Consider the following 13,646-nt stretch of genomic DNA (forward strand, 5'->3'; position numbering starts at 1 on the left):
CGGCGCGAGTGCTCACAATCAACAGGGCTGAGGCTGAATGGTGCGCGATAAGGCAGGAGGATGATGAGCGCACGATGCGCTTACGCCGATCCGTGAATCAGGAACAGGCGGTTTTCAGCGCGGGGGGATCCACCTGGTCACGAAACGCCAGGTAATGTTTGAGCACCTGAACCGGCGCTTCGATTTGCGGGTAATGACCAATCCCGGGCAGCAACACCGTGTCCGGATTGGGGATCAGTTGCCGGTAACGTTCGACCATGTGGCCGCCGGAAACCGGATCGACTTCGCCATCGATCACCCGAAGCGGGACGGTCCCCGCTTGCATGGCCCTGACCCAGCGATCCCGCTGCATACGTCGCTGTGGAATATAATTGATCAGCCTGTGCATGATCCGTGTGCCGCGATTGTTGTCGATCAGGCTCCAGAAATCATCCAGTTCGCTTTCGCTCGGACGGGTCTGGGGACCGAAGATCTGCCGGAAACTCTTGACCAGCCCATCCCGGCTAAACGCCCGCCCGATCATCCAGCCCAACGGGCTGAGCAACAGTTTCTGCATCAACACCGGCCGATGAGTCTCGGGAAACAGGCCACCGTTGAGGAACACACAACTGCCGATCTCGATGCGCGCTTCAGCATGCCGCGCCAGTAACTCCTGAGCCACGCTGTCCCCGTAATCATGCGCCAGGAGGTGTACGGGCTGCCGGACGCCCAAATGTTCCAGCAGTGCCTGCTGCAAATCGGCTTGCTCCAACAGGCAATATTCATGGTCCAGCGGCTTGGCCGAGTCGCCAAAACCGAGCATGTCGCAAGCGATCACCCGATACCGCTGGGCCAATGGCTGCCACAGATAATGCCAATCCCAGCTGGCAGTGGGGAAACCGTGGATCAGCAGCAACGGGTCACCCTGTCCGGCCACCCAGTAGCGGATGGTCTGGCCACGGAACAAGAAGCTCTGGCCGCGTTTGCGCCAGACGCACAGAGGGATCTCGGCGAGTGGCATTAGAGTCTGAAACCCGGGGCTTGTTGATCGAGTTTGCGCAGCAACGCCGGCCAGGCCAGTGCGCCGCCCATCCCTTGAGCACTTTTGGTCACGCCGGCAATCATCGCCTTGGCGCCTGCGAGGATCTGCGGTTCGATGGCAATCAGTTCAGCCCCGCCGTTCTGCGCCAGCACCTGGATATCGCAAGCGCGCTGGAAGGTGAACATCATCAAAAAGGTATCGGCAATGCTGCTGCCGCAGGTCAGTAGTCCGTGGTTGTGTAGCATCAGGAAGTTGTTTTCACCGAGGTCAGCTTGCAGGCGCACCTTTTCCTCGTGGTTGAGGGCGACGCCTTCATAGGCGTGATACCCCAGGCTGGACAGCACAAACAGCGATTGCTGGCTGATGGGCAACACGCCCTGCTTCTGCGCGGAAACCGCCACACCGGCGGCCGTGTGGGTATGCAGCACACACACCACGTCGTGACGCACTTCGTGCACGGCGCTGTGAATGGTGTAACCGGCGGGGTTGATCTCGTAGGGGCTGTCCATCAGCTTGTTGCCGGCCTGATCGACTTTGACCAGGCTCGAAGCGGTGATTTCGTGAAACATCATCCCGAACGGATTGATCAAAAAATCTTCCGTGCCCGGCACCTTGGCCGAGATGTGGGTGAAGATCAGATCGTCCCAACCCTGCAGGGCCACCAACCGATAGCAGGCTGCCAGATCAACACGGGTTTGCCACTCGGCGGCACTGACCTGATCTTTCACATCGGGTGTCGATTGAACGGGGGTTACGCTCACGGCAAGGACCTCTGTTTCTTATTATTTTGTGGGTGTGAATGCAGTCTAGTCAGCTGTCGGGATTCGTGTAGTTGCATTGGCAGCCAGCTTACTGACCTACCGGGTCAGCAAGCTTTCGGCCGCTAAATGACGTGAGCACTGTCACAACACCCGGGCCAACAGGGCGCGGCAAACAGGTTCAACAACCCGGTCAGTCGCGCAGAGCACTGATCAGTTCTGCCAGCCAAGGTTCGGCGTCGGTTTCCGGGGTCACGCTTTCGCTGGCGTCCAGGCGCAGCATCGGCAGCACTTCACGCACGCCCAACTCACCGAACAGCTCGCGCATTTGTTCGCCGCCACCGCAGAAGGTATCGCCGTAGCTGGCATCCCCCAGACCAATCACTGCACCAGGCAAACCGCGCCAGGCAGCGGGCAGTTGATCGCGAATCATCGAATACAGCGGTTGCAGGTTGTCCGGCAACTCGCCCATGCCAGTGGTCGAGGTCACGGCCAGAAAGGCCTCCGGGCCAAATGCCTGAACATCCGCCAGGGTTGCACGCGGGTTGTGCCAGGTTTCAAAACCCGCAGCCTTGAGAAGGTTGGCCGCGTGCCGGGCGACTTCTTCAGCCGTGCCGTACACCGAGCCGGAAAGGATGGCGACTTTCATCAATCTGATCCTGAAGCTGAATAAAAGACCGGAATATTAACAGCTGACGCCAAAAAACTGCGATTGCCTCTCAATTAGCGCTGCCGGCCAGTGGACAGCCCGCAGCCATGTCATAAAATGCAGCGCATCATTTAGCGCAGAAAAGACTTTCTGATGATCAATGCCCAGCTGATACAACGGATTGCACAACTGGAAGTCCAACGGGCCAAAGTTCAAGCGGAACTGCATGCGCTCAAAGCGACAAACGGTCAAAACAAGCTGTCGAATTAATGGTCATTAACTACAATCACCAATGACTTTGTAATTATATCTTTCGAGCAAACCATGCATCGCGATGCCCTCCTGACTCAGGATGAACTGGATTTCATCCAGACCATGCAGCACAACCCGCAGCTCAATGTGCGCGATGCGACGTCGAGCCTGCTGGTTAATGGGGGTTCGCAAATCCGCGACTTGCTGACCCGCCTGGCGGCCAATGAGCAGGTCACCATCCAGGCACACTTCGAAAATCAGCAAATGACCTTTCCACTGCACCTGGTGGAGGATGAGTTTCATGCGCTGCATTTGCGCCTGGGCGTACCGAGCATTTACGAGGACGGACCGATGGTTCGCCCTTGGCGCCTGGCGCTGGAGGAGCCCGTAGCCCTGGAGAATGCCAAAGGCCAGCCCGGTACGCTGTGGGTGCACGAAGTGTCATTCAAAGGGATTTTGCTGGAAGTCCGTAACCGGACCAAGCCGCCAAAAAGCTTTGCGTTGTGGTTCAGCCCTTCGGGCTACGAACGCATTGCGTTGCGTGGGACCTTCGAGCGAGAAACCGAGCACAGCTATTACGCCTATCGGCTCAGCCAAAGCGACAAGGATGAAACCGAACGCCTGCGTCAGTACATCCTTCAGCAGCATCGCCTGACACATCCCGCCTTGCATATTTGAGTGTCAGGTATCGAGCGTTCCCGCGAGGAACTGCTGGAGACGCTGTTGCATCAACGCTCCGTCACTCCCCAGACAACCAATCGACGACCCGGCCAGGCTCTCCTGTGCCAGATCTGCCGAATCACCGGCCAGCATCAGGCGGCAATCCAGGCCCATCGCCAATCCATTCAGACGGCGGAAAAAGTCAGGCGTCGGCGCTTGATTGGAGAACAACACCAGCGCGTGCGGCTTGATCCTGTCACAGACCAGGGACAGCTCATCAAATGGCTGCCCCAGTGCCAGTAGCCTGATTCCCACCTCTGCACTGCCCATATACAAAGCCGCCAATAGCAACTCAAGCTTGCGGCACTGTCCATCCATCGCAGAAACAACCACCCGCAACGGCTGCGTACCTCGCAACAAAAACAGCCGCTGAAGAACTCTGGTACGTAGAAACCCGTCCAGCATCACCCACTCGCTGGTTTCTCCGAACAGGGTGTGTTGCTGGAGTAACTGCGTCCACAGTGGCATCAAAATGTCCTGGAACACCACGGTCAGTGAATACGTGGAAAATACCTGGCCGTAAATCCGCCCCAACTCCACATCGTCAAAATTGCCGAGCGCTGCTTTGATCTGAGTGTGCCACTGGGCATAGTCAGCCTGAACCAGCTCATCCGGGATGATGGCTGACAACGCCAACGCTGCATTGTTCTTCGCCAGAATCTTGCCTACCTTGCTGACCGCCACACCCCGACCGATCCAGCCAAGAATGCTGCGAACCCGCTCGATATCGGTCATGGAATACAGTCGATGCCCGCTTTCGGTGCGTGTCGGCTGGATCAAACCATAGCGCCGTTCCCAGGCCCGCAGGGTCACCGGGTTGATACCCGTCAGGCGTGCCACTTCACGGATCGGGAACATTTGCTCCTGCTTTACAGAGGCAGAAGACTGCAAGGTCTGGGGAGGTTCAGTGATAGCCACCATGAGCTTTGAGACGTCCGTGTCAGATTGGATCCCATTTAGCGCTCAACGGTGTCAAATATACAAGGGAGTGTTAGCCGACCAACGTCTCTGGCGTATTGCGTGAAATCGGGAATAATCCTTGCTTGTTTTTAAACACAGCCCTTTACCCCGGTGCTGCGTTTTGTACGCCTCCTACCCGGAACCGCGTGCTCGCCCTACGGAGATACACAATGTCTACCTCACCCGTCACGCTGATGGTTGCGCGCCGCGTTGCCAACGGCCGTTATCAGGACCTGATCGCCTGGCTGCGCGAAGGCGAAGAACTGGCCACCGACTTTCCCGGCTATCTCGGCTCTGGCGTGCTCGCTCCGCCACCCGACGATGACGAGTTCCAGATTATCTTCCGCTTCGCCGATGAGCAGACCCTGCATGCCTGGGAACACTCCGCCTCGCGCACTGCGTGGCTGGGACGCGGCAGCGACTTGTTCGCCCACCCTTCCGAACATCGGGTCAGCGGCATCGACGGCTGGTTCGGCGCGGTCGGGCAACGCCCACCCCGGTGGAAACAGGCCGTGGCGATCTGGCTGGCGTTTTTCCCGGTTTCACTGCTGTTCAACTTTGTTCTCGGTCCGTTGCTGAGCGACATGGGCCTGCTGACCCGTGTATTCGTCAGCACCCTGGCCCTGACGCCGTTGATGGTCTACTTCTTCATTCCCCTGTCGACCCACTTGCTGGCCGGCTGGTTGAACAACACACCCACGCGCCCCTTACCCTCGGCGCCTTCGAGACAAATTCCGTAGGAGTGTCCGGACGGCGGTCTGTTTGCCAGCGATAGCCTCATCAGCCCCGCCTCACACGTTGAGCTAAGCCCCCACCCGCGCCTGCAGACTCAAATGCGCCCGCTCTCCGGGCGCCAGGCTCAGGCTATCGGTGCCGCCGCTGGCCGCCTCCACGCAGACAAACTCCGAGATTTCGTTCCAGCTCACGCCCAGCAGCGGCCGTGACCCCGGATGCCAGACCACCGTGTCGGCACTGTCACCGGTGTCGATGCACAACTGACGCTGCCAGGCGTGATCCTTGAGCTGCAACTCGCCCTCGTGCTGGAACACCCGCTGACAGCCACCCTCAACCCGCAACTCGCCTTTCTGCTCGCAAAACTCACGTTTGAGCTGATCATAACCCTGCGCGCCATCGAGTCCAGACAGCGCTACCTCACCAACGTCGCCTATACGCCAATAGGCGTGCAATGCATGGCTCAGTTGGCACGGCAGGCTGTCCTGATGCTCGGTGCTCAGGCGCAAATCCATACGCTCACCCAAGTGCGCATGCAGGTCCACTTGCCAGTCGCACAACTGCAATTGCCAATGCAGGCGTATGCCATCGTCAGCGGTGCTGCTGTCGATCAGTTTCCAGTCGATCAGCCGCGCCCAACCATGGGACGGCCAGGCATTTTCACTCGGATGACGGCCATACCATGGCCAGCAGACCGGCACGCCACCGCGAATCGCCCCGACATGCGGCCACTTCGCCGCGCACCAGAGCCAGGGCTTTTGGCCCTTGGGCTGGAAATGCAGCAACTGCGCGCCCTGACGACTGAACACCGCCTGACACAGCGGATGGTCGATCACCAGCACCTCGCGCTGCTGATAGCGCTCCCAGGCAAATACCGGGCGCTCGCGCAGGGATTTGAAGAAGCGTTGTAGCGGATGCTCAAGCATGTGCCGCGGTCCTGAAAATCATTGCCATACCGATAGGAGCTACAGGGTTGCGCCGCCCCAAAAAAAAGCGGACAGCCTTGGCCGTCCGCAAAAATGCGCACATGGAGAGGAGCTTATCGCAACAGCGTTAGAACACCGACTGAATTTTCAAACCGGCCACCAGCGCGTTGTCGACTTCATCAACACCGCCCGGGTGAGTGATGTATTGCAGGTTAGGACGCACAGTCAGCCAGTTGGTAACGTGGAAACCGTAGTTGATCTCGTAGTTGTACTCGGTGGAACGCAGTGGCGAGAACAGCGGATTGTCGTAGTCGGTGACACCATTGGCGGCGTTGACCAACTCGGCGTTTTTCTTCACGTCATCGTTGACATGGATACGGGCAAAACCGATCCCGACGTCATCTTTTGGACGTGCGTCGAATGGGCCCTTGTACACAAACATCAGCGACTGGTAGTTGTCGACGACGTTGGTGTCCTTGTCGTGGAAAGTGGCGTTGGCCGCGATGTTCAGACCGCGAGAAGCGTCACCGTTGTGGGTGGTGAGTTGTTGCTGCGCCACAAACCAGTAGCCGTGCTTGCTGTCATGGCTGCGGAAGGCGTTGCCTGTGGTCGCTGCATCATTGCCATTGTCGTCTTTACGGACGTCATTGGCGTCGGCAGTGCTCTTGTAGTAACCGACACGGTATTCGCCCGGCAGGTTGTTGACCTTCGGCGACCAGACCAGTTCGACCGGCAAGACGGTGCCCTTGGTACCACTGCCGCTGAGCTTGAAGCCGTTACCGTGCTCCAGTTGCGATGGGTTCTGGTTGTACGCGCCGATCTGCGCATAGAACTCAGGCGTGATGTTGTACTTCACGCGAACCGCCGCCTGCATGACCGGCCAGTTGAACCAGATACCGGTCGCCCAGTTACCCGCTTGGGAGCCGCAGAACGCCAGGTTCTGGAACTCGCAAGGGAAGGTGTTGAAGTCTTCGCCCTCGCCGAAGTAACCGGCTTTGACGTCCAGTTTGCCGTCGAGGAACTGGTGCTGGACCCACAATTGGGTCAGACGGACCATATGGCCACGGCCGTAGACTTCCTGGGAGGAACTCAAGGTGCCGGCACGCGGGTCGCCGACACGGTCATTGGAGATGTTCTGACCGTTACGGTTGGTGAGCTGGATCTTGGCCTGGGTGTTATCCCAGCCCCACAGCTTTTGCAGGTCCAGCGCCACGCCCAGGCCAAACTGGTCGGCGTAACGCGCCGTCTTGTCGTGGTTGTAGCCGCCGTGGAGGTTGGCGCCCACTTCACCGACGTAATCCGCCTTGATGTCGATACCTTGTTCGATCAGCTTGGTCCGCTCGCCACCCCAGTCCCCCGTCATCCATTTGGAGTCGGCGCTGAATGCGTCAGCCGCGTGTACATTACCGGCCATGATCAGCACCGCAACAGCTGACAATTGGCAGATAAGCTGAGCGTTGTTGTTCTTTTTCATCCCTACATCCTCGTCTTTATTGTTATTAACTGTTTTTATCTAACGCGGTTTACAGCGGTTGCGGCGGGTGACAAACCACCCGCTGCATATCCCCCTGTGGGAGCGAGCTTGCTCGCGATAGCGGTGTTTCAGTCGACATCGATGTTGAATGTCAGATAGCCATCGCGAGCAAGCTCGCTCCCACCTTGATCTTCAGCGCCCTTTGAATTGAGCGACGTTGGCGCTGTGAGTCCCGGTTTGCGCTTGACCAGCCGTCCCCAGACGTTCGCCAGTCTTGGCATCGAACAGCAGCACTTTCGATGGATCGAATTGCAAGGTCAGGGTCTCGCCCACGGCCGGCGCAACATCCGGCGCCAGGCGGCAGCAGACCTTGGTTTCATTGAGATTGACGAACACCAGGGTGTCGGGACCGGTCGGCTCGGTGACCTGGACTTCGGCGCGAATGGTCGGCAAACCATTGGCCTCGCCGTTCGCCAGAACGATTTGTTCCGGACGCATGCCGAGGATCACTTCGCGGTCCTCAAGACCGGCGTCCTGCATGCCCAACGGCAGCTCGCAACGCGCCTGGCCGCTGTCGAGCAGCGCCAACAGACGGCCGTCCTTGCGTTGCAAACGCAGGGGGATGAAGTTCATCGGTGGCGAGCCGATGAAACTTGCGACGAACAGGTTGGCCGGATCGTTGTAGATCTGCTTCGGCGTGCCGAACTGCTGAATGATCCCGTCCTTCATCACCGCCACCTTGTCGCCCAGAGTCATGGCTTCGATCTGGTCGTGAGTCACGTAGACCGTGGTGGTTTTCAGGCGCTGGTGCATCAGCTTCATTTCGGTACGCATCTCGACCCGCAGCTTGGCGTCGAGGTTGGACAGTGGCTCGTCGAACAGATAAATCTTCGGCCGCCGCGCCAGCGCACGGCCCATCGCCACGCGCTGTTGCTGACCACCGGAGAGCTGGCCGGGTTTGCGGCTAAGCAGGTGTTCGATTTGCAGCAGCTTGGCGACGCGCGCCACTTCTTCGTCGATTTCGGCGGCCGGCATTTTGCGAATCTTCAGGCCGAAGGCGATGTTGTCGCGCACGCTCATGGTCGGGTACAGCGCGTAGGACTGGAACACCATGGCGATGTCGCGATCCTTGGGGCTCATGCCGCTGATATCAGCGTCGTCCACCAGAATCGCCCCGCCGCTGATGTTTTCAAGTCCGGCGATGCAGTTCATCAAGGTCGACTTGCCGCAACCGGATGGGCCAACGAGGATCAGGAACTCACCGTCATCGATCTTCAGTTCGATGTTTTTCAGGGTGTCCGGCAAGCCGCTGCCGTAGGTTTTGTTGACGTTGCGTAATTCGAGAGTTGCCATGTTCTACCCCTTGACCGCGCCGGACGTCAGCCCACGCAGGAAATACTTGCCAGCGAATATGTAGACCAGCAGTGTCGGCAGCCCGGCGATCATCGCCGCCGCCATATCAACGTTGTATTCCTTGACCCCGGTGCTGGTGTTGACCAGGTTGTTCAGGGCCACGGTGATTGGTTGGGCATCGCCACTGGCGAAGACCACGCCGAACAGGAAGTCATTCCAGATCTGGGTGAATTGCCAGATCAGGCAAACCATCACGATCGGGATCGACATCGGTAGCAGGATCTTCCCGAAGATCGTGAAGAAGCCCGCGCCATCGAGCCGCGCCGCTTTCACCAGCGCATCTGGAATGCTCACGTAGTAGTTACGGAAGAACAGCGTGGTGAACGCCAGCCCGTAGACGATGTGCACCAGCACCAGGCCCGTGGTGGTGTTCGCCAGGCCGAGTTTGCCGACGGTGAACGAGGCTGGCAGCAGCACGGTCTGGAACGGCAGGAAGCAACCGAACAACAGCAGGCCGAAGAACAGTTGCGAACCACGGAAGCGCCACATCGACAGCACATAACCGTTCATTGCACCGATGAAGGTCGAGATCAGCACCGCCGGTACGGTGATTTTCACCGAGTTCCAGAAGTAGCCACCCACGACGTCCCAGGCCTTGATCCAGCCAATACCGTCAATCACTTGCGGCCAGCTCAGCAGGTTGCCGGTGCGGATGTCTTCCGGGGATTTGAAGCTGGTCAGCAGCATCACCACCAGTGGGATCAGGTAGATCGCAGCGGCCAGCAACAAGGTCGCGTAGATCGCTATGCGGCTAAAGCTGATGGCAGGTTTGCCAGGCTGATTACTCATGGCGCTTGCCTCGCAGTTCGGAGTACAGGTACGGCACCAGAATCGCCAGGATCGCGCCGAGCATCATCATCGCGCTCGCCGAACCGATGCCCATCTGGCCACGGCTGAAGGTGAAGGAATACATGAACATCGCCGGCAGGTCGGAGGAGTAACCCGGACCACCGGCCGTCATCGCCGCCACCAGGTCAAAGCTCTTGATCGCGATGTGCGCAAGGATCATGAAGGCGCTGAAAAACACCGGACGCAGGCTCGGCAGGACGATTTTCATGTAGATAGTCGGCAGGCTCGCACCGTCGACCTGAGCGGCACGGATGATCGACTGATCGACACCGCGCAGGCCGGCCAGAAACATCGCCATCACAAACCCGGAGGCTTGCCACACAGCGGCGATCACCAGGCAATAAACCACGCGATCCTGATCCACCAGCCAGTCCAGGCGGAAGCCTTCCCAGCCCCAGTCACGCAGCATCTTGTCCAGACCCAGGCCCGGGTTGAGCAGCCATTTCCAGGCGGTACCAGTGACGATCATCGACAGCGCCATCGGGTACAGGTAGATGGTGCGGATGAAGCCTTCCTTGCGAATGCGCTGATCCAGCAGCACCGCCAGAAACACCCCGAGCACCAGGCTGATGCCGATGAACATGCCACCGAAGACCGCGAGGTTCTTGCTCGCGACCCACCAGCGGTCGTTTTCCATCAACCGGATGTACTGCTGCAGGCCGACCCACTTGTAGCTCGGCATGAAGCTGGAGTTGGTGAAGGACAAAACGAATGTCCAGATGATGTAACCGTAAAAGCCAACCAGGACGATCAGCATGCTCGGCGCCAAAACCAGTTTGGGAAGCCAGCGCTGCAATGCGTCGAACGGTGAGGCTTTGCTGAAAACCGCCACAGAGCTCATCGGGATAATCCAGGTGAAGAGAAGTGAATGCGCACAGTGACCCCTTGTGGGAGCGAGCTTGCTCGCGATGACGCAATAACAGTCGACATCTCTGTTGAATGTCAGTCAGCTATCGCGAGCAAGCTCGCTCCCACAGGGTCACGCGGCGTCAGGGATTACTGGGCGGCTTTGATGGCCGATGCCAGTTGGGCGCTGGCCTTGGCCGGGTCAGCGCTCTTGTCGTTCATGAAGTTGGTCACCACATCGAAGATCGCGCCCTGTACCGCCAGGGACGTGGCCATGTTGTGCGCCATGCTCGGTTGCAGGCCGCCGGTCTTCTCGTCCGCCAGGAAATCCTTCGCCGACGCCTGAGCGCAGGAGTCGAAGCCCAACGTGCTCATGTCATTGAGCATGTCGGTGCGAACCGGGATCGAACCTTTGTTGATGCTGAAGACCTTCTGGAAATCTTTACCCAGCGCGACTTTGGCCAGGTCCTGCTGAGCAGCGATATCACCGGTGCGATCGGCCTTGAGCTTGAACACCGCGAGGGAATCGATGTTGTAGGTGAAAGCTTTTTCAGTGCCCGGGAACGGCACGCACTGATAGTCCTTGCCCGCTACCTTGTGGGCGGCGGTCCATTCGCTCTTGGCCCAGTCACCCATCATCTGCATGCCAGCCTTGCCGTTGATGACATCGGCAGCAGCGATGTTCCAGTCACGACCCGCGCGGTTGGGGTCCATATAACCGGTGAGTTTTTTCAGCTCGGTGAAGGACTTGACCATTTCCGGGCCGGAAAGGGTTTTCTGGTCCAGATCGACCAGGGCTTTCTTGTAGCCTTCAGCGCCCATGACCGAGAGCACCACGTCTTCAAACACGGTGCTGTCCTGCCAAGGCTGACCACCGTGGGCCAGGGCAATGAAGCCTGCGGCCTTCAGTTTGTCGCCAGCGACATAGAATTCTTCGAGGGTGGTCGGGGCTTTTTCGATACCGGCTTTCTTGAAGACTGCCGGGTTGATCCACAGCCAGTTGACGCGGTGAATGTTCACCGGAACCGCGACGTAATCACCTTCGTACTTGACGGTGTCGGAGACTTTCTTCGAGAGCAGGCCATCCCAGTTTTCAGCTTTGGAAACGCCTTTCAGCGCATCGGTGCTGAGCAGGCCAGTGCTGCCCCACTCCTGAATGTCCGGGCCTTTGATTTGTGCAACACCCGGTGGGTTACCGGCCACGGCGCGGCTTTTGAGCACGGTCATGGCCGTAGCGCCACCGCCGCCGGCGACCGCACCGTCCTTCCAGGTGAAGCCGTCTTTTTCGACTTGAGCCTTGAGGACATCGACCGCTGCTTTTTCACCACCCGAAGTCCACCAGTGCACGACTTCCACGGAACCTTTGGAATCGGCGGCAAGAGCGCTGAGAGGAAATGCAGTCAGGGGAAGCAGCGAGGCGAGGGAAACGACAGTGGCGAGGCGAGAAATCGCATTCATCTAGCAGTACCTTTCTTGTTGTTATGCATGCAAGTCTGGTGCTTGCGCTGCAAACGAGTTTAAACAGCGTAGATCGCTTGGCAGGTAACGAAGCGACGGCAAAATGTCACCGCATGGTTACATAAGTACCGAATTAGAGCCCTGAGCCAATGCACTGGCCATGCTCGGCGCCAGCGGCAAGCGTGGAATCAACACCGCTTGCCAGGCGTGATAGAGGTCTGGCTTGCCGCCCCAGATCTCGGCGCTCGGGCGGTTTTGCGGGTCAAGTTCGTGGTGCCAGCTGCCGTGGATTCGGTCAATCAGACAGCTGTCGCTGAACTCCCAGAAGCACCGATACCAGGTTTCGTACTGCGCCTCACCCGTGCGCTTGAGCAAGGCACTGGCGGCAGCGCTGGCTTCGCAGTGAACCCAGTGCAAGCGTTGGCGTACGACGGGGCGATTGTCCCAGTCGAGGGTGTAGACAATGCCGGGCGCGCCATCGACGTCCCAACCGTGAAGGCAGTTGTGGGCGAAGAGTTGTTGCGCGTCGATCAGCAGCCAGCCGGGTGTCAGCATGCCGGCCTGCACGCGTGCCGCTTCGAGGTGCAACAGCAGCCGTGACCATTCGAAACCATGACCCGGCGTGGTGCCATAAGGTCGGAAACCGTCGGCCGGATTGGCCTGGTTGTAGTCGCGCAACGGTTGCCAGTGCGGATCAAAATGCTCGACCACCAAATACTGATTTTGCGCCGCATGCCCGTGAATCACCCGCTCGACAATCCGCAAGGCGCGGTTCAACCAACGGCTGTCCTGGGTGACATCGGCCAACGCAAGAAAGGCTTCAGTGGCGTGCATGTTGCTGTTGGCGCCGCGATAGCGTTCCTCTTCGCTCCAGTCGCGGTTGAAGGATTCGCGCATTGCGCCCTCCTCTTCGTTCCAGAAATGCTGGTCGATGATCGCGATGGCATCGCTGAGCAAGGCCTCTGCACCGGGCCTTTGGGCGACCACCGCAGAACTCGCCGCGAGTGCCACGAAAGCGTGCAGGTAAGCGGCCTTGCCGGTATCGCCATCACGGTGATCGGGCGCCGCAAACCAGCCACCGAATTCGGAGTCACGCAGCGGGCCATTGAGGGCGTTGATGCCGTGATCCACCAGCTCGGCAAATCCCGGCAAGCCCTGAATGTGCGCCATGGCGAAGCTGTGAGTCATGCGTGCGGTGTTCATGGTGTGTGCCTGGGCGTCGGCCGGCAGGCGACCGTATTCATCCAGATTGCCGAAGCCTTCGGGCAGCTTCGACGCCTTGGCAAAAGCCAGCAGGCGCAGGCCTTCGTCGGCTAGCCATTGCTGATGGGCAGGCGCGTTCAGCCAACTGCTGAAGGCAGGTTGGAGGATGTTCATTGGGTACCTGTTTTTGTTGTTATGACTGCAGATGAGTCTAAACAACGTGTGGGAAGGCGCAGGTAACGAAGCCGGCTGGGTATGTCACTGACTTGTGACATTGGCCTTGAGGAATGTGTTGAAGGGACTGACGCCATCGCGAGCAGGCTCGCTCCCACATTGGATTTGTGTACGACGCGGAACCACTGTGGGAGCGAGCTTGCTCGCGATG

Annotated in this window: 13 protein-coding genes; 2 read left to right on the forward strand and 11 right to left on the reverse strand. The window is 58.9% G+C overall.

Annotated features, from left to right (window positions below; translation table 11 throughout):
- Nucleotides 1–97: 97 nt before the first annotated feature.
- From AC1RKH_RS21820 to AC1RKH_RS21830, 3 genes are all read right to left on the reverse strand, one after another.
- A complete protein-coding gene (locus AC1RKH_RS21820; protein WP_493063152.1) occupies nucleotides 98–1,000 on the reverse strand; it encodes an alpha/beta fold hydrolase in 903 nt (300 codons plus the stop codon).
- On the reverse strand, nucleotides 1,000–1,782 hold the full coding sequence (locus AC1RKH_RS21825) for a class II aldolase/adducin family protein (RefSeq protein WP_123426700.1): 783 nt from the start codon (nucleotides 1,780–1,782) through the stop codon (nucleotides 1,000–1,002). Before AC1RKH_RS21825 ends, AC1RKH_RS21820 begins: the two co-directional genes overlap by 1 nt.
- Nucleotides 1,783–1,972: 190 nt before the next feature.
- A complete protein-coding gene (locus tag AC1RKH_RS21830; RefSeq protein WP_493063153.1) occupies nucleotides 1,973–2,428 on the reverse strand; it encodes a flavodoxin in 456 nt (151 codons plus the stop codon).
- 324 nt (nucleotides 2,429–2,752) lie between these two features.
- Between AC1RKH_RS21830 and AC1RKH_RS21835 the strand changes: the two genes are divergently transcribed.
- Nucleotides 2,753–3,358 carry a hypothetical protein gene (locus AC1RKH_RS21835; protein ID WP_493063154.1) on the forward strand — a complete coding sequence of 202 codons (606 nt, stop codon included), beginning with the start codon at nucleotides 2,753–2,755 and terminating at the stop codon, nucleotides 3,356–3,358.
- Between the two features lie 3 nt (nucleotides 3,359–3,361).
- Here the strand turns inward: AC1RKH_RS21835 and AC1RKH_RS21840 are convergent, their stop codons facing one another.
- Nucleotides 3,362–4,321: a MerR family transcriptional regulator gene (locus tag AC1RKH_RS21840; RefSeq protein WP_493063155.1), complete on the reverse strand. Its 960-nt coding sequence runs from the start codon at nucleotides 4,319–4,321 to the stop codon at nucleotides 3,362–3,364.
- A 209-nt stretch (nucleotides 4,322–4,530) separates the two neighbouring features.
- On the opposite strand from AC1RKH_RS21840, the gene AC1RKH_RS21845 reads away from it, so the two are divergent.
- Entirely contained in the window at nucleotides 4,531–5,100 is a 570-nt protein-coding gene (locus AC1RKH_RS21845) for an antibiotic biosynthesis monooxygenase (protein ID WP_493063156.1), read from the forward strand.
- 63 nt (nucleotides 5,101–5,163) lie between these two features.
- Here the strand turns inward: AC1RKH_RS21845 and AC1RKH_RS21850 are convergent, their stop codons facing one another.
- The 7 genes from AC1RKH_RS21850 to AC1RKH_RS21880 form a co-directional block, all read right to left on the reverse strand.
- Nucleotides 5,164–6,018 carry a D-hexose-6-phosphate mutarotase gene (locus AC1RKH_RS21850; RefSeq protein ID WP_493063157.1) on the reverse strand — a complete coding sequence of 285 codons (855 nt, stop codon included), beginning with the start codon at nucleotides 6,016–6,018 and terminating at the stop codon, nucleotides 5,164–5,166.
- Nucleotides 6,019–6,145: 127 nt separating this feature from the next.
- A complete protein-coding gene (locus tag AC1RKH_RS21855; protein ID WP_493063158.1) occupies nucleotides 6,146–7,492 on the reverse strand; it encodes a carbohydrate porin in 1,347 nt (448 codons plus the stop codon).
- A 192-nt stretch (nucleotides 7,493–7,684) separates the two neighbouring features.
- Nucleotides 7,685–8,845, reverse strand: a complete 1,161-nt coding sequence (locus AC1RKH_RS21860; RefSeq protein WP_493063159.1) for an ABC transporter ATP-binding protein — start codon at nucleotides 8,843–8,845, stop codon at nucleotides 7,685–7,687.
- 3 nt (nucleotides 8,846–8,848) lie between these two features.
- A complete protein-coding gene (locus AC1RKH_RS21865) occupies nucleotides 8,849–9,694 on the reverse strand; it encodes a carbohydrate ABC transporter permease (RefSeq protein WP_123426693.1) in 846 nt (281 codons plus the stop codon).
- Nucleotides 9,687–10,595, reverse strand: a complete 909-nt coding sequence (locus AC1RKH_RS21870) for a carbohydrate ABC transporter permease (protein WP_493063160.1) — start codon at nucleotides 10,593–10,595, stop codon at nucleotides 9,687–9,689. The genes AC1RKH_RS21865 and AC1RKH_RS21870 overlap by 8 nt, the downstream gene beginning before the upstream one ends.
- A gap of 155 nt (nucleotides 10,596–10,750) precedes the next feature.
- Nucleotides 10,751–12,058, reverse strand: coding sequence for an ABC transporter substrate-binding protein (locus AC1RKH_RS21875; RefSeq protein WP_493063161.1), 1,308 nt, complete (start codon nucleotides 12,056–12,058; stop codon nucleotides 10,751–10,753).
- 117 nt (nucleotides 12,059–12,175) lie between these two features.
- A complete protein-coding gene (locus tag AC1RKH_RS21880) occupies nucleotides 12,176–13,435 on the reverse strand; it encodes a D-mannose isomerase (protein ID WP_493063162.1) in 1,260 nt (419 codons plus the stop codon).
- Nucleotides 13,436–13,646: the final 211 nt, after the last annotated feature.

The sequence above is a fragment of the Pseudomonas sp. GW822-FHT06B12 genome (assembly GCF_058799675.1).